Source organism: Collinsella aerofaciens, from assembly GCF_001405375.1.
Lineage (GTDB): Bacteria > Actinomycetota > Coriobacteriia > Coriobacteriales > Coriobacteriaceae > Collinsella > Collinsella aerofaciens_F.
Genome location: NZ_CYYP01000004.1, coordinates 1 through 21,455 on the forward strand (window position 1 = coordinate 1; position 21,455 = coordinate 21,455).

The window sequence follows — 21,455 nt, forward strand, 5'->3', positions numbered from 1 at the left end:
CCCTTCATCCCCTTCCTTCTCTCGTCGATACTCGTGCTCGGCGCCACAAGGCCCGGGACCCTGGCGGCGAAGGCGCCCGCGCCCAAATTCCGGCGCCTTATCCAGATCGTGTTTTCGATAATCGGCGCGGGGACCGCGATGCTCCTCGCCGGCCTTGCGCCCGGGAGCATTTGCGCCTTGGCCCTAAACGGATTCGGGCAGATCGGGTACCCGATCGCCTTCTTCCATGACGGCGCGCTTGCCACCACGACCGCGGGAGACGTCTTCACGACCCTGCTTCTCGCGCTGCTTGCGGGCGGAACCTTGATATCCGTTTGTTCCGCCGTCCTATCGACCGCAACGAGGCGCGTCCTCGCGGGCCCCCTTGCCTCCGCGCTGCTTGTCGCGGCCCCGGCATTCCCGTTACTGTCCGATTCGGCACTGGGGCATAACGCCGCGCTCGAGCTCCTGCCGCTGGCCGTGTTCTCGCCTATCGAGGCAACGGGTTACGTGGGATGCTTCCCGACGGAATTCATTGGCTCCGGTTCGGGCAGCGCATCGATGCTTGCCGTGGCCCTGGCATACGTCGCGGTCTTTTTTGCGGTCGGCGCCGTTGCGGCACGTTCGCCCAAACAGCCTGGACCCGCGAAAAAGCACCATGGGCTCGAGCTTCTGGACGCGAGCGTGGGATACGGAAGCACGACGATACTTTCAATCGGGTCGCTTTTCCTGAGCCCGGGAACGGCGGCGGGCCTCGTTGCTCCCAACGGCTCGGGGAAAACCACCCTTCTTGAAGCGCTGTCGGGCCAATTTCCCACCCGCATCCGCTCGGGAAGCCTGGCGGCAGACGGAATCTGCCAACGTCGATCAGCCGAATTTGCAGAACTCGTCTACCTGAGCTCTTCAGGCGGCGCGGATCTCTACCCCACGCTATCGGCCCGCGAGCACCTCTCTTTCGTTAGGGAGGCGTGGAAATCGGCCACCGACATCGACTCGCTCTGCGACTCCCTCGGAATCTCCCCATATCTCGACAAGCCGACCCGTAAACTCTCGACAGGAATGAAGCAGCAGGTAAAGCTTGCCATGGCGATAGCGACCGATTGCCCGTACCTCATCCTCGATGAACCGCTGAACGGCCTCGATCCGGGAAAGCGGAAAACCTCCTGCGACGCGATGCGCAGCGAGGTGGCGCGGGGACGAAGCGTGCTCATCTCAAGCCACCTGCTCGACGACCTGGCAGACCTCACCAACTCGTTCTACTTCATCGAGGCCGGCACGCTCGTGGAAAAGATCGAGTCGTCCTCGCAGACGCTCAAGCAGGAATACCTCGATACATACGAGGGAGGTGAATGACATGAAACTATTTGAACAGCTGAAGACCAATGCGTCGCGCATGGCTGTCTACGCCATCCTCGTGGCAACGGCTTTATGCGGAATCGCGGCACCCGTCTATGCGCTCAACGGGGAGAAAGGCGATGTCGAACCCGCGTACATGGCTTCGACGGTTAAAGACCGGTACAAAGCCTTCTCTGGAGACGCGTTTTACGTAGCAGAGTACGACACGACCTACCGTGAGCTTCGCTACAACAAGAGATACGAATATCTAGGCGCAAAAGCAATCAGCTATACATCGGGTTGGTACGGCTCCCACTATGGACACATAACCCAGTTCAAGTGTAACTACCGCGTGTACAACTAAAGCAACCCGGCCGGGACGAGGGGCGACGCAAAAGCGTCGCCCCCGTTTTTAACCATGTCAACTGAACCTAGTTCAGTTTGGTTGATTTCCGATCTCAGCCGAACACATTGAGCGGAAAGGCCGTTCCCGCAGTCAGTCGAACGTCCCCGGGGCCCTTCTCAGGCCCCGGGGACGGCATTTTCCCAGTTGAAGGAACGGTGGAGATGTGTTTCGATGGGTCAGATTCGTGTCGTTCCGAAAAGACCGTGAACCTTTTGTGGGACACGCGGCGCCGTGGTACCATAGCCAAGTTTGTTGTCTTGGTCGGAAACCAAGACGCCTTATGCGCTGATCGGTAACCAGCGCCTGACCAATAAGGAGTCCTACCATGAAGCAGGGTATCCATCCCCAGTATGTCGAGTGCACGGTGACGTGCTCCTGCGGCAACACCTTCAAGACGCACGCTACCGTGTCCGAGATGAAGGTCGAGCTTTGCAACGAGTGCCATCCGTTCTACACCGGCCAGCAGAAGTTCGTCGACACCGGTGGACGCGTCCAGCGCTTCGCCGACAAGTTCGGTGGCGCCGCTGCCGCCCAGCTCAAGAAGGCTGAGGAGGCCAAGGCTGCCAAGGCCGCCAAGGCTGCTGAGGCCGAGGCCGCTCGCAAGGCCGCCGCTGAGGCTAAGGCTGCCGAGAAGGCTAAGCGTGCCGCTAAGTTTGCCGAGGAGGCTGCCAAGCAGGCCGCCGAGGCTCCCGCAGAGGCTCCCGTCGAGGAGACCGCTGCCGAGGCCGAGACCACCGAGGCTGCTGAGTAAATAGCTCGCCGCGGAATCACTCGCATTCATGGCATAAGGGCCGTGCATCCGTTTGGGTGCGCGGTCCTTTTCTTTTTATTGGTGCAAACCAACCTGCCCCCATTGCACCAAATGGCAGAGAGGCGGCGTTTGCCCAGATAAAAACTGCCAAAATAAACCAGTCCCCTTTTGGCAGGTTGGTCGTAGTTATTACGTGGCGGTCGAGGTCGACCGTATAGGCCGCGCCTTGTTTGGCTAAAGTACAATCATCTGTGTTTAACTCGCCCGCAGCTGCACGGCGTGGGCGATGGCCAAAAAGGAAAACCACATGGGATTCATGTCAAAGCTGCTGTCCTTTGGATCCGATAAGGACCTTAAGCGCTACTACAAGATCGTCGACCAGATCAACGGTCTTGAGCCCCAGTTTGAGAAGATGACCGAGGAGGAGCTCCGCGGCCAGACCGATAAGTTCCGCGAGCGTTACGCCAACGGCGAGTCGCTCGACGACATGCTTCCCGAGGCCTTTGCCACCGTGCGTGAGGCTTCCAAGCGCACCATGGGCATGCGCCACTTTGACGTGCAGCTCATTGGCGCCATGGCACTGCACGAGGGCCACATTGCTGAGATGAAGACTGGCGAAGGTAAGACCCTCGTCTCCACGTTGGCCGGCTATCTCAACGCTATTGCCGGCAAAGGCGTACACGTCGTTACTGTCAATGATTACCTTGCCAAGCGCGACTCCGAGTGGATGGGCCGCATCTATAAGTACCTGGGCATGACCGTCGGTCTGCTCCAGAACAACATGCCGCTCGAGCTCAAGCGTCCGGCCTACCAGGCAGACGTCACCTACGGCACCAACTCCGAGTTCGGTTTCGATTACCTGCGCGACAACATGGTTACCCGTCCCGAGCAGCGCGTACAGCGCGGCCACAACTACGCCATCGTCGACGAGGTCGACTCCATCCTGATCGATGAGGCCAGGACGCCGCTCATTATCTCGGGCGCTGGCACCAAGTCCGCCAGTACCTACAAGGACTTCGCGCGTGCCGTGCGTGGCCTTGAGCGCGGCGAGGACGTGTCGCACGACATGCTCACCGCCACCGAGGATGCTGAACCCACGGGCGACTACGTCATGGACGAGGCCAAGCATACCATCGCCGCCACCGAGCGCGGCCTTAAGAAAATCGAGCGCCGCCTGGGTATCGATGACATCTATGCCGATCTCTCCGGCCAGCTGGTCAACCACCTGCAGCAGGCGCTGAAGGCCCAGTACATGTTCCACCGCGATAAACAGTACGTGGTCACCAACGGCGAGGTCAAGATCGTCGACGAGTTCACCGGCCGCATTATGGAAGGCCGCCGTTACTCCGAGGGCCTGCACCAGGCCATCGAGGCCAAAGAGGGCGTGCTCGTACGCGAGGAGAACCAGACCCTGGCCACCATCACCCTGCAGAACTACTTCCGTCTGTATGACAAACTCTCTGGCATGACCGGTACGGCGCTTACCGAGGATGCCGAGTTCCGCGAGATCTACAAGCTGCCCGTCGAGGTCATCCCCTCCAACAAGCCCGTGCAGCGCGTGGACCACGAGGACCTGGTGTACCGCACCATTCAGGCCAAGTACAACGCCGTTGCCGACGACGTTGAGCGTCGTCACGCCAAGGGCCAACCGGTCCTGGTGGGCACCGTCTCCATCGAGAGCTCCGAGAAGCTGTCCGCCGCCCTTACCAAGCGCGGCATCGCACACGAGGTCCTCAACGCCAAGCACCATGAACGCGAGGCCCACATCGTTGCCCAGGCCGGACGCTACGGCGCCGTGACCATCGCTACTAACATGGCCGGTCGTGGTACCGACATCCTGCTGGGCGGCAACCCCGACGAGCTGGTGCGCGAGCGCCTGGAGTACGAGGGCCTGACCATGGAGGACGTGACGCCCGAGCAGCTCGAGCAGTTTAACGCCGAGGCCAAGGAGACCTGCAAGGCCGAGCGCGAGCGCGTGCTTGCCGCCGGCGGCCTGACCGTTATCGGAACCGAGCGCCACGAGTCCCGTCGTATCGACAACCAGCTGCGCGGCCGCTCCGGTCGTCAGGGCGATCCGGGCGAGACCCAGTTCTACCTGTCGCTCGAGGACGACCTCATGCGCCTGTTCGGCGGCGACAAGATGGACCGCGTCTCCAAGATGATGGTCACGGCCGACATGGGCGACGACATGCCCATTCAGCACAAGATCATCTCCAAGGCCGTCGAGAGCGCCCAGCACAAGGTCGAGAGCATCAACTTCTCCATGCGTAAGAGCGTCCTTGAGTACGACGACGTCATGAACAAGCAGCGCCAGGTCATCTACGCCGAGCGCAATAAGATTCTGGACGGCAAGGACCTGACCGACCACATCACCGAGGTCATGCACGACACCGTGTACCGCTGCGTGCAGGAGTTCTGCACCAAGGACAGTCACGATGGCGAGCGCGACCTGGAGGGCCTGCGCAAGTGGGTTGTGGAGCTCACCGGCCACATCGATACGCCGAAGTTCCCTGACGAGGATTATGAGGCCCTGGCTGCCGATGTCCTGGCTTACGTGGAGAAGTGCTACAACATGAAGGCCGAGCGCTTGGGTGAGGACCTGATGCGCGAGCTCAACACCCAGGTCATGCTGCGCGTCATCGATACCCGCTGGATGAACTACCTGCAGGAGATGGACTACCTCAAGACCGGCATCGGCCTGCGCGGCTTTGGCCAGCGCGACCCGCTGGTTGAGTACAAGACCGAGGCCTACGGCGCGTTCCAGATACTCGTCGATACCATGTATGAGGATTACCTGCGCACGGTTCTGCGCATCGAGATCAAGGCTGCCCCGCGTGCCGTGGAGCACAAGGAGGAGCCCGCGCTCGAGGGTGCGCGCTTCTCCGGTCCTGCCGAGGTCGATGGTGACAACGGCGACTCGGTGCTGCGCAAGCAGGCGCAGGTGCAGGCCCGCACGGCTGTCCAGGGTGGTCCGGCTGCCGTCAACAACGGTGGCAAGGTGACCACCTATCGCAAGTCCGAGAGCGACGATCCGTACGTCAACGTGGGCCGCAACGACCCGTGCCCCTGCGGTAGCGGCAAGAAGTTTAAGTACTGCCACGGCAGGAATCGTTAATGGCTGAGGCTTTAGAGGTAACGCCCGCCGAGCTGGACGCGTTCGCGGACCGGCTCGGTGAGGTCGAGTCGTATCTCCACCTGGACGAGAAGCGTACCCGCGTGTTCGAGCTCGAGGCCAAAAGTGTTGCCCCTGGCTTTTGGGATGACGCCGACGCCGCCCGTGCCACCATGGAGGAGATCGCGCGCACCAAGGAAGATATCGCTGCCGTGGACACCGCGCGCGGCGAGCTTTCCGATGCCCGCGCCGCGCTGGAGCTTGCCGAGGAGATGGGGGATGACCCCGACGCCGCCGCCCTTCGCGAGGAGGCTGCAGCCACGGCTGAGCGCCTGGCCCGTGCCATCGATGAGCTTGAGCTTTCGAGCTGGTTTACCGGTGAGTTCGATCACGGCGATGCCATCGTGACCATCAAGCCCGGACAGGGTGGTCTGGAGGCCCAGGACTGGACCTTCATGCTCTTTAAGATGTACATGAAGTACTGCCAGCGTCGCGGCTGGAAGGTCACCATCAACGACTGTCCCGCGGCCGAGGTCATCGGCATCGACCGCGCGACCTTTACCGTCGAGGGCAAGGACGCATTTGGCATGCTGCGCGCCGAGGCCGGCGTCCACCGCTTGGTTCGCATTAGCCCCACCGACGACAAGAAGCGCCGCCAGACCACGTTTGCCGGCGTCGAGGTCATCCCCGTGCTACCCGATGATATCGACATCGAGATCAGTCCCGACGACATCCGCGTGGACGTGTACCACGCGAGCGGCCCGGGCGGTCAGGGCGTCAACACCACCGACTCCGCCGTGCGCGTGACGCATTTCCCCAGCGGCATTGTGGTTACCTGCCAAAACGAGCGCAGCCAGATCCAGAACAAGGCCGCGTGCATGCAGATCCTCAAGGCTCGCCTGTACGAGATTGAGCTCGAGAAGCGCGCCGAGGCCCTGGATGAGATTCGCGGACCCAAAACCACGATTGGTTTTGGCAACCAGATCCGCAGCTACGTGCTCTACCCGTACCAGATGGTCAAGGACCTACGCACGGGCGTGGAGACCAGCAATGTCGAGGCCGTCCTTGACGATGGCGACCTGGACCCGTTCGTTATTGGCTACCATCGCTGGGCCACCGGCAACGCCGACGCGGAGACCCCGTCTGCATAAACCGCCCGGTTTATGTGGAGATGGATTAAAACCCTCCCAGCAGGGTGGTTTTGTATCCAGAGCAAACCCTGCGCAGGGGTGGTTTTTGTCCGGCGAATCGGTAGAATCGAATACAGCAAGAAGTTCGAAGCGCATCCGTTTGGGTGCGCTTTTTTGAGGGAGGCAGCATGGCATATCGTCTGGACATCAAGCGCATTCTATCGATGAACTTCTTTCACGACCTGCCCCAGATTATGTTGGGGTGCGCTCTGGCCGCTATTGCGACCGACCTGTTTTTGATCCCCAACGGCCTTGCTGCCGGTGGCGTTACGGGCCTTGCCACCATTATCCAGGCGGTCGGTGCATCGCGCGGCCTATCGCTTCCCGTTGGTATTCAGACGATCGTGATGAACGCCTTGCTGTTGTTGGTCGTTATGCGCGAGGGCGGCATGTTCTACGTGGTGCAGACCGCGACGGGCTTTGTGCTGCTGGGCTTCTTTACCGATCTGTTCGCCCCGTTTGTAGCACCTCTGGCGGATGCGGACCTGATGCTTCCCGCTATGTGGGGCGGCATTATTACGGGCATCGGTTACGGCATGGTATTGCGCGCTGGCGCCAACACCGGCGGCTCGGACACGATTGGTCAAATCATCTCGCGTAATACCTCACTGCCCGTGGGCTCGACCGTCATGGCGATCGATGTTGCCGTTTGCGCGCTGTCGGCTCCGGTCTTTTCAATCGAAAACGCACTATATGCAGGCCTTTCGATGGTCATTAGCGGCTACGTGATCGATGCCGTGGTCGATGGTGGCAACAAGCGCCGTATGGTACTCATCATCTCGGACAAGTTCCCTGATATCGCTGCCGATATCATGTATGGCCTGGGTCGTGGTTGTACCAAGTTTAAGGCGACTGGCATGTATTCGGGTGCCGAGAAGCCGGTGATTATGGTCATCGTGAGCCGTCGAGAGCTCAATACCCTCAAGACGATCGTGCGCGAGCGCGATCCTCACGCCATTGTGACGGTCGCTGACGTTACGGAAGCCTTCGGCGAGGGATTCAAGGACATTAGCGCGTAGGGTCGATCGCGTTCCATCCAAAAGACGTTCACATTGATAAACCGTTTCATCAGCGGTTCTGCCTGCTAAATGGTTCAAATAATGATAAAAACTCTGGTAAAGCCATCAGTTTCCAGCATAATGAATGACGTACGTGCATTGCGGCTGTGTTGGGATTACCTTTCCGTGCCGTGCGCATCTTGTCTAAAGAGGATGAAAGGAAGGCACAATGAGCGACGAAGAGCTCAAAAAGGTTGCCAACGAGGTAAGGAAGGGCATCGTCACCGGCGTGCACGCTGCCAAGTCCGGCCATCCGGGCGGTTCGCTCGGCGCTGCCGACATCATGACCTATCTGTACTTTGAGGAAATGAACGTCGACCCGGCCGATCCCCGCAAGGCCGACCGCGATCGCTTTGTGCTCTCCAAGGGCCATTGCGCTCCGGGCCTGTACGCCGTGCTCGCCGAGCGTGGGTTCTTCCCCAAGGAGGATCTCGAGACGCTGCGCCATATCGGCAGCCACCTGCAGGGTCATCCCAACATGAACGACACCCCGGGCGTCGACATGTCCACCGGCTCGCTCGGCCAGGGCATCTCCGCCGCCGTGGGCATGGCCGTTGCCGCCAAGCACTGGGGCGACGACTATCGCACCTACGCCCTGCTGGGCGACGGCGAGAGCGAGGAGGGCCAGGTCTGGGAGGCCGCCATGTTTGCCGGCAACCAGCAGCTCGACAACCTCTGCGTGATCGTCGACCATAACGGCCTGCAGATCGACGGCCCCGTCGAGGAGGTTAACGACCCCATGCCGCTCGCCGACAAGTTCCGTGCCTTTAAGTTCCACGTGGTGGAGCTTGCCGACGGCAACGATTTCGATCAGATCCGCGCCGCCTTTGCCGAGGCTCGCGCCACCAAGGGCCAGCCGACCGCCATCATCGCCGAGACCATGAAGGGCAAGGGCGTTTCCTTTATGGAGAACCAGGTTGGTTGGCACGGCAAGGCCCCCAACGATGAACAGTTTGAGCAGGCCATGGCAGAGCTCACGGCCGCCGGAGAGGAGCTCTAGGATGGCAGACGTCAAGAAAATCGCCACGCGTGTAAGCTACGGCGAGGCCCTCGTCGAGCTCGCCAACGAGCACGATGGCTTTGTGGTCCTCGACGCCGACCTGGCCGCCGCCACGCAGACCGGCAAGTTCAAGGCCGCCTGCCCCGACCGCTTCTTCGACGTGGGTATCGCCGAGAGCAACCTGATGGGCGTCGCCGCCGGTATCGCGACCACCGGCCGCGTTGCCTTCGCGAGCACCTTTGCCATGTTCGCAGCCGGCCGCGCTTTTGAGCAGGTCCGTAACTCCATCGGCTACCCGCACCTCAACGTTAAGATTGGTGCCACGCACGCCGGTATCTCGGTGGGCGAGGATGGTGCCACGCACCAGTGCTGCGAGGATATCGCCCTCATGCGCGTCATCCCCGGCATGACTGTGATCGTTCCTGCCGACGACGTCGAGGCCCGCGCCGTGACGCGCGCCGCCTACGAGTGCGACGGTCCGGTGTACATGCGCTTCGCTCGTTTGGCCTCGCCGGTTATCAACGACCCCGAGACCTACAACTTCGAGTTGGGTAAGGGCATTGTCATGCGCGAGGGCGCCGACGTCACCATCATCGCCTGCGGCCTGATGGTCGGCGAGGCTCTCGAGGCCGCCGAGCAGCTCGCTGCCGAGGGCATCGACGCCGAGGTCATCAACATGCACACCATCAAGCCCATCGATGCCGACCTGATCGTCAAGAGCGCCACCAAGACCGGCCACGTCGTGACCGTCGAGGAGCATTCTGTAATCGGTGGCCTGGGCAGCGCCGTTGCCGACGTCCTGTGCGAGCAGTGCCCGACGCCCCTCAAGAAGATCGGCGTCAACGACACCTTTGGCGAGTCCGGCCCGGGTGCCGAGCTCTTGCACAAGTATGGCCTGGACGCCGCCAACATCGTGGCGACCACCAAGGAGTTCATGGCATAAGGCAAGGCGGATCTCAAGGACTGCTTCGCCAGAACTATGGAAACCCGGCAGGGGCGCTCTCTTGGAGAGCGCCCCTGTTTCAGTTGCGGTGAAATAGGGACTGATTAGACCTTTTAACTGGTAAAACAGTCCCTATTTCACCGCAACTCATGAAGACGCCCCTCAAGCACGGTCCCATCAGGAAAAAGGGCATATATCGACAAAGCGCAATTCAGACCCTTCCAGCTTTGTATATGCAGCACCTCAAGATAAACGCGGCGACCCCTTAGTTATCGCAGGCCGGGCACAGGGTTACTCTCCAAATCTTTCCGCAGGACGGAGGAGCCCCCGCCGCGCGAAGCGCGCAGCGGGGGCTCCGACATGTCCGAGGACGATTTGGAGAGTAACCCTGTGTCCGGCCGACGGGATCCCTAACCACGCCATGCTTCTTATGTGCAGCAAAGCTAATGCTGCTAAAATACAAAGCGCTCATGTAGTTTAAACGCACGACGATAAGGAGCACCAGTGGGTAACCACTTCCGTACCTCCGGTGCGGGCGATGATGCCCCCAAGACGCAGGCAGGCGTCCAGGGCAGTCGTTTCGCCACTCCGGATTCAGAGGGCCAGCCTGTTGCTCAGGCCCCCGCTCAGCCGGCAGATCAGGCACAGCCGGCATCCGATCCCTTTGCCTACAATCCCAACAGCGATGTCGCGCTTTCCGGCACGGCGGGTTTTGAGCCCGTTCAGGCCGTGACCGCTCGCGTGGAGCAGCCTCAGGCTGGCGCCGCCACGCCGCAGCCTACCATGGCCGGCATTCCCGACCCCATGGCCCCTGCGACGCCGGCTCCTCAGCCTGCGCAGTCCGGTCTCTTTGCCGCTATTCCCGACCCCACGCAGCCTGCTGCCCCGGTGGTCGAGAGCGATCAGGCCGCCGAGGTCGCAAGCCTCGATAACGCGCTCAACAACCCCGATTTTACGTCGGTGTTTGCGCCCATCGATCCGCAGGCCAGCCGCAAGAAGATGGCCAAGCAGGCCGGTGTCGAGCCCGTCATCCTTATGGAGCATGTCACCAAGATCTATCCGGCACAGCCCAACAAGCCTGCACTCGACGACATCAACATCGAGATCTATCCGGGCGAGTTCGTCTTCCTGGTCGGTCACTCCGGCTCGGGTAAGACCACGCTGCTGTCGACGCTCAACCGTGACGTCAAGCCGACGAGCGGCCGCATCCTGGTTGCCGGTCAGGACCTCATGAAGATCAAGAACCGCAAGGTTCCGTTCCTGCGCCGCCAGATTGGCGCCGTGTTCCAGGACTTTAAGCTTCTGCCGCAAAAGACCGCCTATGAAAACGTGGCGTTTGCCCTGCAGTGCATCGGCAAGCCCAAGGGCGTTATTCGCAGCCAGGTGCCCGAGGTGCTGCGTCTGGTCGGCCTGGCCGATCAGATGGACTCGCTGCCCGACCAGCTTTCCGGTGGCGAGCAGCAGCGCGTTGCCGTTGCCCGCGCTATGGTCAACCGTCCGCCGCTGCTGATCTGCGACGAGCCCACGGGTAACCTCGACCCGGCGATCTCGCTGGGCATCATGAAGCTGCTCGAGCGTATTAACCGCACCGGCACCACCGTGATCGTCGCCACGCACGACCGCGAGATGGTCGATAGCATGCACCGTCGCGTGATCGCCCTTGAGGGCGGCCACGTTATCCGCGACCAGGAGAGGGGAGGTTACGGTAACTATGGCACCAACTAACGTGGGCTACTCCTTCAAAGAGGCAATCAGCCACTTCTTCCGTAACTGGACTACCTCGCTCGGCGCCGTCATCACGATCTTCCTGTCGCTGTTTATCATCGGCCTGTTCATCATGGGCTCCGCGATGCTGAACTCCGTGATCGGCACCGTCGAGGATCAGGTTGTCATCAACGCGTTCATTAGCGATGACGCCGATCAGGCCGATGTTCAGGCTTTTGAGGCCGAGCTTAAGACGTGGAATAACGTCAAGTCCGTGACCTATAAGGACAAGGACGATGCGCTGGCCGAGTACACGAGCAAGATGTCGGGCAACGCCGACGCCACCATGAGCGCACTCGATGGCCAGAACCCGCTGCCGGCTTCGTTTGCAATTGAGATGGACGATCCGTCCAAGGTCGAGAGCACGGCAGAGAAGCTCAAGAAGGATGCCGATTTCCAGAAGATCGCGGATGACGGCGACGTCAACGCGAGCGTGCTGTACGGCCAGGAGGAAGTGAGCCGCCTGTTCCAGGTGACCAACTACATCCGCATTGCCGCCGTGGTGCTCGTTGGCCTTCTGACCTTTATCGCATTCATCTTCATCAACAACACGATTCGCCTGTCCATCACGGCGCGTCGTCGTGAGATTGCGATTATGCGTCTGGTCGGCGCCAGCAACGGCTTCATTCGCGGCCCGTTTATCACCGAGGGCGTGCTGCAGGCCATTTTGGGCTCGCTGCTTTCCATCGGCGTTCTGGAGCTGCTGCGCAATCTGATGATTCCGCGTCTGCAGGAGAGCATCGGCTGGATGTCGTTTGCCCTGCCGATGCAGTACTACCTGGTGACCTATGCTGCGCTGATTCTGGTCGGCGTGATTATCGGTCTCTTTGGTTCTGCCATCGCCATGCGCCGCTACCTGCGCGTGTAGGCATGCCTGGAATTCATCCCTTCCAACGGGTCGTCTCTTATGGGGCGGCCCGTTTTTTGTCCCCTAGGGATCATTTGGGTAGACTCTTGGGATGTAAACGGCAATCGATAGTTAGGAGGCGCCATGGGGCGCAATAACAAGCATAAGCGTGGAGCTCGCAATAAGCGCGGGCCGGTGCGCAGCGAACGCCGTCCGAGCCTGACCGGGCGCGTGCAGCTCCATGAGCACAGCGCCTACGTTGTAACCGAAAACGGCGACTACAAGGTCATGGGCCGCGGTAAGCGTGAGATCATGGACGGCGATACCGTTGCCGTGAGCATTAAGAACAGCCCGCATGGCGAGCGTCGCGCCGTGATCGAAGGCGTGGTTGAGCGCGCAGCCATAAGCGTGGTGGGCACGTACCAGACCGCCGGTCCGCTCGGTGTGATCGAGCCGCTCGATTCGCGTCTGAAGGCCGACTTCTTCATTCTGCCCGAGGATACCTCGGCGGATCGTCTGGGCGTCCACCCGGGTGATGCTGTTGTCGCGCGCATTTTGACCTACCCGACGCGCCTGGAATCGGGTACCGTGACGATCGAACGCCGCATCGGCGGAGATGACGCGCCCGATTTGGGTGTTCAATATGTGATGGCGCGTTACGGCTATACCGATAGCTATCCCGAGGCCGCGCTGGACGAGGCCGAGGGGCTTTCGCTCGATGTGTCCGCGGCGCTTAAGGACCCGCTCCGCCGCGATCTGCGCGACCGCTTTGTCATCACGATCGACCCGGTCGACGCGCGTGACTTTGACGATGCCATTTCGTTGGAGCGCACGCCCGAGGGTGGCTACAAGCTGGGTGTGCATATCGCCGACGTTTCACACTATGTGGCTTGGGACGGGCATATCGATCTTGAGGCTCGCCATCGCACGACATCGGTGTATCTGGCCGATCGCGTGCTTCCCATGCTGCCCGAACGCCTGTCCTGTGACCTGTGCTCGCTTCGCCCTGACGAGGACCGTCTTGCGTTTACCGTCGATATCGAGCTCGATGCGCAGGGTCGCGTGCGGCATTACGATCCGTATCCAAGCGTGATTCGCTCGCGTGTGCGTATGGACTATGACGGCGCCGAGGCGCTGCTGGTGCGTGCCGGCGCGGTTGAGTATTCGGTGCTGGAAGGCGCCGCTGAGGATGTTGCGGCTGCCGAGACCTCGCGCGAGGAAGCGCTTGAGCGCGGTCTTGCGTGCGAGGAGGCCGCCCGCGGCTACAACGTCGACCTCGGCGATTTCCTTGTCGCCGCCAACGAACTCGCCGAACTCCGCCGTCGTATCCGTCGCGCCCGCGGCTCAGTCGATTTTGACACGGCCGAGATTCGTACTCTGTTGGATGAGGACGGAGTACCCGTGCAGATTGTGGCGCGTGAGCGTTCGTGCGCCACGTCGCTTATCGAGGAAGCCATGCTGCTCGCCAACGAGTGCGTTGCAGAGTGGCTGGCAGACCGTGATATCGAGGCCTGCTATCGCGTGCATGAGGATCCGAGCCCCGATAGCCTGCACGGTGCCGCCGTTGCGCTGGCGCAGCTAGGCATCATCGACGATCGCCGTGCTGCCGGTATTGCCCTGGGGAGCCCCGATGAGCTGCAGGCTGCAGTTGATGCTGCCGCCGGTACGGCCAACGCACCGCTCGTTAACACGCTGCTTCTGCGCAGCATGCAGCGCGCGCTGTACAAGCCGCGCAACGAGGGCCACTTTGCGCTCGCCGCGCCGTGCTACTGTCACTTTACGAGTCCCATCCGTCGCTACCCCGATCTGGTGGTGCACCGCGTGCTCAAGCTGCAGTTGGCCTATGAGCAGCTCGGCGGCAAGGACGCCTTGGTCCGTACGCCGCGGCTGATCGGCAAGGGGCGCGAGTCGCTGCCGCGCATTCTGCCGCAGATCTGCCGCGCATGCAGCGATGCCGAGCGCGCGGCAGATGCCGCGAGCCATGCGACGCAAAAGATCAAGATTGCCCAGTACTATGAGGACCGTCTGGGCGAGCGCTATGCCGGAACCGTCTCGTGGGTTAGCAGCATGGGCCTCTTTGTGCGCTTGGACCTAACGCAGGTCGAAGGCTTGGTTTCGATCAAGAGCCTGGGCAACGAGTGGTTCGAGTTTGACGAGGACGCGCTTACGCTGACGGGCGCCGACACGGGGACTCGCTATGAACTGGGTCAGCGCGTGATTGTCGAGGTCTCGCGCGTCAATACCACGCGTGGGCACTTGGACTTTAAGCTTATCCATTAGCCAAATCCCGACTCATGGTGGGGGAGCGGAGGGCGGCCTTTCGGGACCGTCCTTCGCATTTGAATCGTGACTACCTTGCCGTCTGCTCGGCCGCCCGCTTACCTGCTATTTGAGAGGTAAAACCTACCAAAATAAACCTGTCCCTTTTGGCAGGTTTACAAGAAAGCGGGGATGAGATGGCGACGGTGTACGGTTATGCGCGGGTGAGTTCGCGCGATCAGAATCTTAATCGGCAGCTGGATGCGCTGGGCGCCTATGGCGTGGGCTCGGCGAATATTTATGCCGACCATGCGAGCGGCAAGGACTTCGATCGACCGCGTTATCGCGAGCTGCTGCACGTCCTGGGAGACGGGGACGTGCTGGTGGTGCTTTCTATCGACCGACTTGGCCGTAATTACTCCGAGATTCTTGAGGAATGGCGACGCATTACCAAGGAGCTCGGGGTTGCCATTGTGGTGTTGGACATGCCATTGCTTGACACGCGCGCTAGGGCCAGCGGCGCGCCAGATGTGACCAACGTCCTGATTGCCGATATTGTGCTGCAACTGCTGAGCTACGTGGCACAGGTGGAGCGCGAGAATATCCATCGGCGCCAAGCGGAGGGAATTGCAGCGGCGCGGGCACGAGGGGTCCGTTTCGGTCGACCTCGCAAGCCGTGTCCTCCTCAGTTTGAGCTGGTGCGCGATAGCTATGAGGCGGGCGATATTACCCGCAGCCAGGCAGCAAAGTGCCTGGGCGTGTGCGTGGGGACGTTCGATCGCTGGATGCGCGAGGCGGGGTAGGGGTTTGCGTCGCTTTGTCGCTTCCTGTTGCGATTCAAATTTTGATACGGTGACGATGCCATTTGGGGCTACACTCGCTGATATTCAAAAAAGGAGGTTGGCCCTTGGCGCGCGTAAAACAAATAATCGGATGGACCGCGATCGTTCTGTTCGCTGCAACGCTGGCGGGCATCTGGGTGCTGACGGAGCAAAATGCGGTGGAGACGTCGTTGCTGAGCGAGTCTACCGCGCGTGTGGTGGAGGGCCAGGCTACGGGCGTTCAGGCTGTCGATGCCACGGGTGAAGCTCAGGCGGAGAACGGAATGACCGGGGGCACCGATTTGGCTGCCCCGCCTGTCCGGTCTGGCCGACTTGCTTCCATTCGCATGTGGGTGGGCACAAACGTCCGTCGCGTCGCCCATACCGTAGAGTTTTTCTTCGTCGGATTGTTCGCCTCGGTGGTCGTGGTTTGCCTTTCCAGGCGTCCGTGGAGCGTATGTTCCCGTTGCGTGCCCGTATTGCTCTTTTGCGCCGCCTGCTCCGTTGGCGATCAGGTGCATAAGATCTTTGTTCCCGGCAGGCATTTCGACGTTATCGATTTAGGATTCGATGCTGCGGGCTATGTCACCGCCATGCTGTTGGTATTGCTGGCAGCGGCGTTGGTGCGCCATGCGATTCGGCCGATCGGCGCCCATGCGAGGCGCTAGCCTTAAGACGAGACATCGCGACTGTCTATGCTTCGACATTGACTACAATAACGGCTGCAATCGCGAGTGGTCGTCGATGTGCAGTTTTCCAGACACCTGTTTTCTCTAAGAAAGGAAATCCCATGGCGGTATTGTTTGTTGAATATCCCAAGTGCTCGACCTGTAAGAAGGCCAAGGCATGGCTGGACGAACATGGGGTAGAGTATATCGATCGCGATATCGTTTTGGACAATCCCACGGCTGATGAGCTTGCGACCTGGATTGCTCGTTCGGGGCTGCCGGTGCGGCGCTTCTTTAATTCGTCGGGCATGAAATATCGAGAGCTGGGCCTGAAGGCGCGTCTGGATGCGGGCATGACGGATCAGGAGTGCTACGAGCTGCTGGCGACCGACGGCATGCTGGTCAAGCGTCCGCTGCTGGTGGGCGACGACTTTGCGATTCCCGGCTTTAGGGAAGCGGCTTGGGCCGAGGCGTTGCTGTAGCGGCTGCGGAAAGTGCGACCCGTTTTGAGCTCGGATTCCGGGACGCAGTTTCCGGTTGAAGGGGCTAGCGGAAACCGTATCCCAGTTTGAGCGCGAAATCTGGGATACGGTTTCCGTTTGGGGCCTCTAGGGGAAAGCGCGTCCCGTTCTGGACGTAAATTCCGGGATGAGCTTTCCGGTTGGCGGGCATATGCGCTAATCCTCAAGCTGTGCCCATTCGTGCGGATCGTAGATCTTTACGTGCTTGTTGGGCTTGCCGCTCCAGTACTCCTCGTCCATAAAGGGCAGATATGCCTGAACGCCGGGGCAGATAAAGGGAATCCGCTGCTGTTGCAGTCGCTCGCGCTGGCGCTGCTCCAGGTGCGCCTCGGATATGACGGTCGGCATACCGGACAGCTCGACGAGGCTTGCCTGGATTCGCTTAAGGTCGGGGAGTCCCGCGTGCCATGACACCCGCATGATCAAAAAGGATGCACGGCGGTATTTTGCCTGCATCACCGTGATGGCGGGGCGCAGTGTGGGATGGATTTTGTCCCGTTCGGGCCAAAGGTCAGCAGTGATCTCGAGGCCCAGGGTCTCCCATAGGTAATCAAGCTCTTCGTCCATGGTGCCTCGATATCCGTGCAATGATGACGGTTCGATTGTGCCATCAGCCGTGAGTGCTGCATTGTTGTAATCTACCAGCGGTAGATGTGGGATGTTTTACGGGCTTTGACGCCGTAGGTGTTGCTGGTGCTTCACAGGTCCTTCACGGGTTGGACTAAATTAGGCCAATTTGACTGAATTTCAAAAAAGTCAAAATTGGGGCTTGCGTCACGGCGAGACTTCCCGTATATTTCTTTCTTGCGCAAAGGCACAGCCGAGCGCAGCGATGCAGTCATTGGGATGTCGTCTAATGGCAGGACAGCGGATTCTGGTTCCGTCAATGGGGGTTCGACTCCCTCCATCCCAGCCATTGCATTTGCTACATATGGCCCGTTCGTCTAGCGGTTTAGGACGCCGCCCTCTCAAGGCGGAGATCACCAGTTCGAATCTGGTACGGGCTACCAAAATTGAACGCCCGGGCCTCGTAAGAGACCCGGGTTTTGTGTATTGACCGTATATACGGCGCCTGCCGTGTTTCGCTCAGATCGAGGAGTAGCCATGGATCTGCCCATCAGCTTGCAAGACATCACGTATGCCGAGAACTATCTGGCGCAGGGCGACCTGGCTACGGCGACGCCGCTGCTGGAGCGTCTGGTGGAGCTCGCCGAGGAGTATATCGACGCTGAGTGCAAGACGGAGGAGAAGCGCCAATTCTTTAGCTTCGATAGCAAGTTTGAGCGCTTGGCCTATCGCCGCGTGGAGAAGGATCCGCGCGAGCTCGTGCAGGTCGAGGTGCCGTTTGACCGCCTGTACTCTGACATGGCGTTTGCCTACATTCGCCAGCAGGATTATGTGAGCGCTCGTAATGCCCTGATGCAGGCTGTGCGTTGGGACCCCATGAACTGCAACTATCGCTTGGATTTGGCTGAGCTGTTCCGCGCACTCGAGGACAAGCAGGAATGGGCATCGCTCTCGTTCTCGGTGCTGGAGCGCGCGAGCGACGGCAAGTGCGCCGCCCGCGCCTACGCCAACTTGGGCCAGTACTTTTTGGAGCCCGAGACCGAGAATGTTTCTGCCGCCGTGGGTTGTGCGCGTCTGGCGCTGCGCCTGGCGCCCAACGATGCGCATACGACGCGCCTGCTCAACAAGATCCATACCACCTATCCGGATGCCGCCGGGGAGAGCGACGAGCACGTGATGGGTGAACTGGCCCTGCAGGGCGTTCCGACCTCACCTTCGGCCGAGATTGCCATCTGCCTGATTATGTGCGCGACCGATGCTGCAAGCGACGGCGACAAACAGGAGGCGACGCGCCTGACGGTGCGCGCCCGCGACCTGGTGGGCGAGGAGGCCTGCGCGGCGATTATCAAGCTGGTGCGCGAGAGCGATGCTGAGCTCAATGCCGAGCGCAAGGCAAAGCGCGAGGCTGCGGGCTCAAACGCCGATGGCGCCAAGGAGGCCGGCGATGCCCAGTAAGCGCGAGCGCAAGCTCATTTCCAAGAATCGCTCGGCGCATCACGAGTACTTTATCGATGAGACGTTCGAATGCGGCATTGAACTGAGCGGCACCGAGGTCAAGTCGATTCGCGAGCGCGCCTGCCAGATCACCGATACCTTCGCGCTGATCCGCGGCGGGGAGTGCTGGCTCGTCGGACTGCATATCCACCCTTATAGCCATGGTGGCGTGTGGAATCGCGATCCCGACCGTCGGCGTCGTCTGCTGCTGCACCGCAAGGAGATCGACTTTCTTGACGGCAAACTTCGCAACCGTGGTTATGCGCTGGTTCCGTTGGAGCTCTACTTTAATACCGACGGCCGCGTAAAGCTGCTGCTGGGTCTGGGTCGCGGCAAGAAGCTCTACGACAAGCGCGAGGACATGGCCAAGCGTGATGTCCAACGCGAGATCGATCGCGCCCTTAAGGAACGCAACCGTTAGGCACTCTGCATAAGTTGCGGTGGAATACGGACTGTTTTGCCTGTTTGAGGGGCTATTCAGTCCCTATTTCACCGCAACTGCGGGCGTCTCATCTTTCTTACTGTTCTGACACATATGTCTCAAAGGCGGCGTCCGTTATGGGTGCCGCCTTTTTTTGTGGGTACATACATCCATGAGGTTCCAACCCGAGCTAGGGGAGTGATCGTTATGGACAAAACTGCGTTCTTTACCATGCCGAGCGGTCTGTACGTGGTGAGCGCTGCGGCAGACGGGCTGCGTGCCGGCTGCGTTATCAACACAGCGGTGCAGGTGACATCCGCCCCGGCGCGCATCTCGGTTGCCGTGAACAAGGATAATGTCACGTCCGGCGTAATCGCATCGGCTAAGGCTTTTGCGCTGACCGTGATTGACCAGACCGCCGACATGCTCTATATCGGCAACTTTGGGTTCCGCACCAGCAGCGATTATGACAAGTTTGCCAAATACGAGACCCGCGAGACGGCTCTGGGCATGCCCTATGTGCCCGAGCATGCGGCGGCCCTGTTTAGCTGCCGTTTGATCGACACTGTGGATGTGGGCACGCATCTGCTGTTTATTGGCGAGGTCGAGGATGCCGAGCGCCTGAGCGACGAGACGCCGCTGACGTACGACTACTATCACAAGGTGCTAAAGGGCAAGACGCCGCCCAAAGCCTCGTCGTATCAAGGCTAGAAATGTTCTAAAAATACTTGCATTATACTATTGAGAATATATACTAATAAGTAAGTACACCAGCAGTCACGTTCGAGAGGAGAACATCATGGCTGAGGAAAAGAAGACGTATAAGTTTGTGTGCACCGTTTGCGGTTACGAGGTTGAGGTCGACACGCCCGAGCTGCCCGAGGATTACGTGTGCCCGGTGTGCGGCGTCGGTCCCGATCAGTTTGAGCTCGTCGAGGAGTAACTCGCAGGCACACGGCGAAAGCCAAACATAGCTCTGTCCAAGGGTCCCGGTCGAATTCTCGGCCGGGACCCTTTTGATTTATCTGACGGTTTAAAACGGTCTCACGTGTTACAGATTAAGACGTTATATCTGGACAGTCACGCCATCTCAATTACATTCCCGTTAGCAGCACGATGTCGAGAATCGTCACGATGACGCCGATCCCTACGAGCAGCGCGTTGAGCGGGCGCGAGTTGGCGTATTTGCCCATGACGCGGCGCGAACTGGTGAGTCGTATGAGCACAAAGACCGTAATCGGCAACTGAAGCGACAACAATGCCTGACTCCAGATGAGACCTTCAAAAGGATTTGGGACGACCAGGCACGCCGTCACTGCGCCGACGAAACAGGCCGCCACCCCGATCGAGGAATGTCGGTCGTGGATGTCGTATTCCTCGTCGAACATGCCCGCGGTGATGGTGCCTGCCGCCATGCCCGCTGTCACGCTGCTCGATAGTCCCGCGAACAGCAGCGCTACCGCAAAGATGGTCGAGCTCGCCGGGCCCAAGATGGGGGAGAGCGTGGCCGCTGCGACGGCGAGGTCGTCTACGACAATGCTGTGCGCAAAGAAGGTCGTTGCGGCCAGGATGACCATGGCCGAGTTGATTGCCCAGCCCACGCCCATCGAAAAGAGCGTGTCGAAGAGCTCGTAGCGCAGACGTTCCTCGATAACTTGCTCGCCTTGGCCTTCGAAGTGCATGGATTGGATGACCTCGGAGTGCAGAAAAAGGTTGTGGGGCATAACGACCGCACCCAGGACACTCACGATAATCGCGGCTGAGCCAGTGGGCATACTGGGCGTGATCCAGCTTGCGGTGGCTTGCGGCCAGTCGACCTTGACTAGTGCAAGCTCGGCCAAAAACGAGAGTCCTACCACGCCGACGAAGGCGATGATCCAGCGTTCGGCGCGCTTGTAGGAGTTCGTCATGAGCATCGCCATCGATACTGCCGCCACGATGACGCAGCCCGCACGCACGGGCAGCCCAAAGAGCATCTGGAGCGCAATCGCACCGCCCAGGACCTCTGCCATGGCGGTGGCGATCGTAGCGAGATAGGCGCTGCCGAGCACCGCGCGTCCCACGATGCGGGGGAGAAAGCGGGTCGTGGCCTCGGCGAGACAGGCGCCCGTGGCGATACCCAGGTGCGCCGCGTTGTGCTGCAGCACGATGAGCATGATCGTGGACAGCGTGACGATCCACAGCAGCGCGTAGCCAAACTGCGAGCCGGCGGCCATATTGGAGGCCCAGTTGCCCGGGTCGATAAAGCCGACGGTCACGAGCAGCCCGGGGCCGATATGCCGTGCAATGTCTAGGCCTCCGTGACCACCGGTGCGCCGG

General features: G+C 60.4%; 20 protein-coding genes and 2 tRNA genes. 20 read left to right on the top strand and 2 right to left on the bottom strand.

Annotation, left to right across the window (positions count from 1 at the left end):
• From ARB25_RS02940 to ARB25_RS03005, 14 genes are all read left to right on the top strand, one after another.
• Positions 1-1,332, top strand: a 1,332-nt coding sequence (locus tag ARB25_RS02940; protein WP_055285653.1) for an ABC transporter ATP-binding protein, incomplete at its 5' end; no start/stop codon positions are given.
• Position 1,333: 1 nt separating this feature from the next.
• Positions 1,334-1,678 carry a hypothetical protein gene (locus ARB25_RS02945; RefSeq protein WP_055285655.1) on the top strand — a complete coding sequence of 115 codons (345 nt, stop codon included), beginning with the start codon at positions 1,334-1,336 and terminating at the stop codon, positions 1,676-1,678.
• Between the two features lie 367 nt (positions 1,679-2,045).
• On the top strand, positions 2,046-2,471 hold the full coding sequence (gene rpmE, locus ARB25_RS02950; RefSeq protein WP_055285657.1) for a 50S ribosomal protein L31: 426 nt from the start codon (positions 2,046-2,048) through the stop codon (positions 2,469-2,471).
• A 307-nt stretch (positions 2,472-2,778) separates the two neighbouring features.
• On the top strand, positions 2,779-5,586 hold the full coding sequence (secA, locus tag ARB25_RS02955) for a preprotein translocase subunit SecA (RefSeq protein ID WP_055285659.1): 2,808 nt from the start codon (positions 2,779-2,781) through the stop codon (positions 5,584-5,586).
• The gene (gene prfB, locus ARB25_RS02960) at positions 5,586-6,734 is read left to right on the top strand and encodes a peptide chain release factor 2 (RefSeq protein WP_055285661.1); all 1,149 of its coding nucleotides are present in this window, start codon (positions 5,586-5,588) and stop codon (positions 6,732-6,734) included. Before secA ends, prfB begins: the two co-directional genes overlap by 1 nt.
• A 167-nt stretch (positions 6,735-6,901) precedes the next feature.
• Positions 6,902-7,792 (top strand): YitT family protein, encoded by an 891-nt coding sequence (locus tag ARB25_RS02965; RefSeq protein WP_035137417.1) that lies wholly within the window; start codon positions 6,902-6,904, stop codon positions 7,790-7,792.
• A gap of 208 nt (positions 7,793-8,000) precedes the next feature.
• The gene (locus ARB25_RS02970) at positions 8,001-8,831 is read left to right on the top strand and encodes a transketolase (RefSeq protein ID WP_055285663.1); all 831 of its coding nucleotides are present in this window, start codon (positions 8,001-8,003) and stop codon (positions 8,829-8,831) included.
• 1 nt (position 8,832) lies between these two features.
• Positions 8,833-9,774, top strand: coding sequence for a transketolase family protein (locus ARB25_RS02975; protein ID WP_055285665.1), 942 nt, complete (start codon positions 8,833-8,835; stop codon positions 9,772-9,774).
• Between the two features lie 504 nt (positions 9,775-10,278).
• On the top strand, positions 10,279-11,499 hold the full coding sequence (gene ftsE / locus ARB25_RS02980) for a cell division ATP-binding protein FtsE (protein WP_055285667.1): 1,221 nt from the start codon (positions 10,279-10,281) through the stop codon (positions 11,497-11,499).
• Positions 11,486-12,406, top strand: coding sequence for a permease-like cell division protein FtsX (ftsX, locus tag ARB25_RS02985; protein WP_006235311.1), 921 nt, complete (start codon positions 11,486-11,488; stop codon positions 12,404-12,406). Before ftsE ends, ftsX begins: the two co-directional genes overlap by 14 nt.
• A gap of 123 nt (positions 12,407-12,529) precedes the next feature.
• On the top strand, positions 12,530-14,665 hold the full coding sequence (locus tag ARB25_RS02990; protein ID WP_055285669.1) for a ribonuclease R family protein: 2,136 nt from the start codon (positions 12,530-12,532) through the stop codon (positions 14,663-14,665).
• 176 nt (positions 14,666-14,841) lie between these two features.
• The gene (locus ARB25_RS02995; RefSeq protein WP_055285671.1) at positions 14,842-15,447 is read left to right on the top strand and encodes a recombinase family protein; all 606 of its coding nucleotides are present in this window, start codon (positions 14,842-14,844) and stop codon (positions 15,445-15,447) included.
• Between the two features lie 104 nt (positions 15,448-15,551).
• Positions 15,552-16,133, top strand: a complete 582-nt coding sequence (locus ARB25_RS03000; RefSeq protein ID WP_055285673.1) for a VanZ family protein — start codon at positions 15,552-15,554, stop codon at positions 16,131-16,133.
• 122 nt (positions 16,134-16,255) lie between these two features.
• Positions 16,256-16,615, top strand: coding sequence for an arsenate reductase family protein (locus ARB25_RS03005; RefSeq protein WP_055285675.1), 360 nt, complete (start codon positions 16,256-16,258; stop codon positions 16,613-16,615).
• Positions 16,616-16,810: 195 nt separating this feature from the next.
• On the opposite strand, the gene ARB25_RS03010 is transcribed toward ARB25_RS03005, so the two are convergent.
• Positions 16,811-17,221: a hypothetical protein gene (locus ARB25_RS03010; RefSeq protein WP_055285677.1), complete on the bottom strand. Its 411-nt coding sequence runs from the start codon at positions 17,219-17,221 to the stop codon at positions 16,811-16,813.
• 275 nt (positions 17,222-17,496) lie between these two features.
• Between ARB25_RS03010 and ARB25_RS03015 the strand changes: the two genes are divergently transcribed.
• The 6 genes from ARB25_RS03015 (at position 17,497) to ARB25_RS03040 (ending at position 20,079) form a co-directional block, all read left to right on the top strand.
• Positions 17,497-17,570 (top strand) — tRNA-Gln (locus ARB25_RS03015).
• 17 nt (positions 17,571-17,587) lie between these two features.
• A tRNA-Glu gene (locus ARB25_RS03020) sits at positions 17,588-17,664 on the top strand.
• Positions 17,665-17,758: 94 nt separating this feature from the next.
• Positions 17,759-18,676, top strand: a complete 918-nt coding sequence (locus tag ARB25_RS03025; protein ID WP_055285679.1) for a tetratricopeptide repeat protein — start codon at positions 17,759-17,761, stop codon at positions 18,674-18,676.
• Positions 18,666-19,136 carry an SsrA-binding protein SmpB gene (gene smpB, locus ARB25_RS03030; RefSeq protein ID WP_006235325.1) on the top strand — a complete coding sequence of 157 codons (471 nt, stop codon included), beginning with the start codon at positions 18,666-18,668 and terminating at the stop codon, positions 19,134-19,136. Before ARB25_RS03025 ends, smpB begins: the two co-directional genes overlap by 11 nt.
• 207 nt (positions 19,137-19,343) lie before the next feature.
• Complete coding sequence (locus tag ARB25_RS03035; protein WP_055285680.1) at positions 19,344-19,847, top strand: flavin reductase family protein; 504 nt, start codon at positions 19,344-19,346, stop codon at positions 19,845-19,847.
• 88 nt (positions 19,848-19,935) lie between these two features.
• Positions 19,936-20,079: a rubredoxin-like domain-containing protein gene (locus ARB25_RS03040; RefSeq protein ID WP_035137395.1), complete on the top strand. Its 144-nt coding sequence runs from the start codon at positions 19,936-19,938 to the stop codon at positions 20,077-20,079.
• A gap of 151 nt (positions 20,080-20,230) precedes the next feature.
• Here ARB25_RS03040 and ARB25_RS03045 read toward each other — a convergent pair.
• On the bottom strand, positions 20,231-21,455 hold a 1,225-nt coding region (locus ARB25_RS03045; protein WP_055285682.1), incomplete at its 5' end, for an Nramp family divalent metal transporter.

Excerpts from the sequence above, each read along its gene's own strand:
- ARB25_RS02945 (WP_055285655.1), top strand. The coding sequence starts at position 1,334 with ATGAAACTATTTGAACAGCTGAAGACCAATGCGTCGCGCATGGCTGTC.
- rpmE (WP_055285657.1), top strand. The coding sequence starts at position 2,046 with ATGAAGCAGGGTATCCATCCCCAGTATGTCGAGTGCACGGTGACGTGC.
- secA (WP_055285659.1), top strand. The coding sequence starts at position 2,779 with ATGGGATTCATGTCAAAGCTGCTGTCCTTTGGATCCGATAAGGACCTT.
- prfB (WP_055285661.1), top strand. The coding sequence starts at position 5,586 with ATGGCTGAGGCTTTAGAGGTAACGCCCGCCGAGCTGGACGCGTTCGCG.
- ARB25_RS02965 (WP_035137417.1), top strand. The coding sequence starts at position 6,902 with ATGGCATATCGTCTGGACATCAAGCGCATTCTATCGATGAACTTCTTT.
- ARB25_RS02970 (WP_055285663.1), top strand. The coding sequence starts at position 8,001 with ATGAGCGACGAAGAGCTCAAAAAGGTTGCCAACGAGGTAAGGAAGGGC.
- ARB25_RS02975 (WP_055285665.1), top strand. The coding sequence starts at position 8,833 with ATGGCAGACGTCAAGAAAATCGCCACGCGTGTAAGCTACGGCGAGGCC.
- ftsX (WP_006235311.1), top strand. The coding sequence starts at position 11,486 with ATGGCACCAACTAACGTGGGCTACTCCTTCAAAGAGGCAATCAGCCAC.
- ARB25_RS02990 (WP_055285669.1), top strand. The coding sequence starts at position 12,530 with ATGGGGCGCAATAACAAGCATAAGCGTGGAGCTCGCAATAAGCGCGGG.
- ARB25_RS02995 (WP_055285671.1), top strand. The coding sequence starts at position 14,842 with ATGGCGACGGTGTACGGTTATGCGCGGGTGAGTTCGCGCGATCAGAAT.
- ARB25_RS03005 (WP_055285675.1), top strand. The coding sequence starts at position 16,256 with ATGGCGGTATTGTTTGTTGAATATCCCAAGTGCTCGACCTGTAAGAAG.
- ARB25_RS03010 (WP_055285677.1), bottom strand. The coding sequence starts at position 17,221 with ATGGACGAAGAGCTTGATTACCTATGGGAGACCCTGGGCCTCGAGATC.
- ARB25_RS03025 (WP_055285679.1), top strand. The coding sequence starts at position 17,759 with ATGGATCTGCCCATCAGCTTGCAAGACATCACGTATGCCGAGAACTAT.
- smpB (WP_006235325.1), top strand. The coding sequence starts at position 18,666 with ATGCCCAGTAAGCGCGAGCGCAAGCTCATTTCCAAGAATCGCTCGGCG.
- ARB25_RS03035 (WP_055285680.1), top strand. The coding sequence starts at position 19,344 with ATGGACAAAACTGCGTTCTTTACCATGCCGAGCGGTCTGTACGTGGTG.
- ARB25_RS03040 (WP_035137395.1), top strand. The coding sequence starts at position 19,936 with ATGGCTGAGGAAAAGAAGACGTATAAGTTTGTGTGCACCGTTTGCGGT.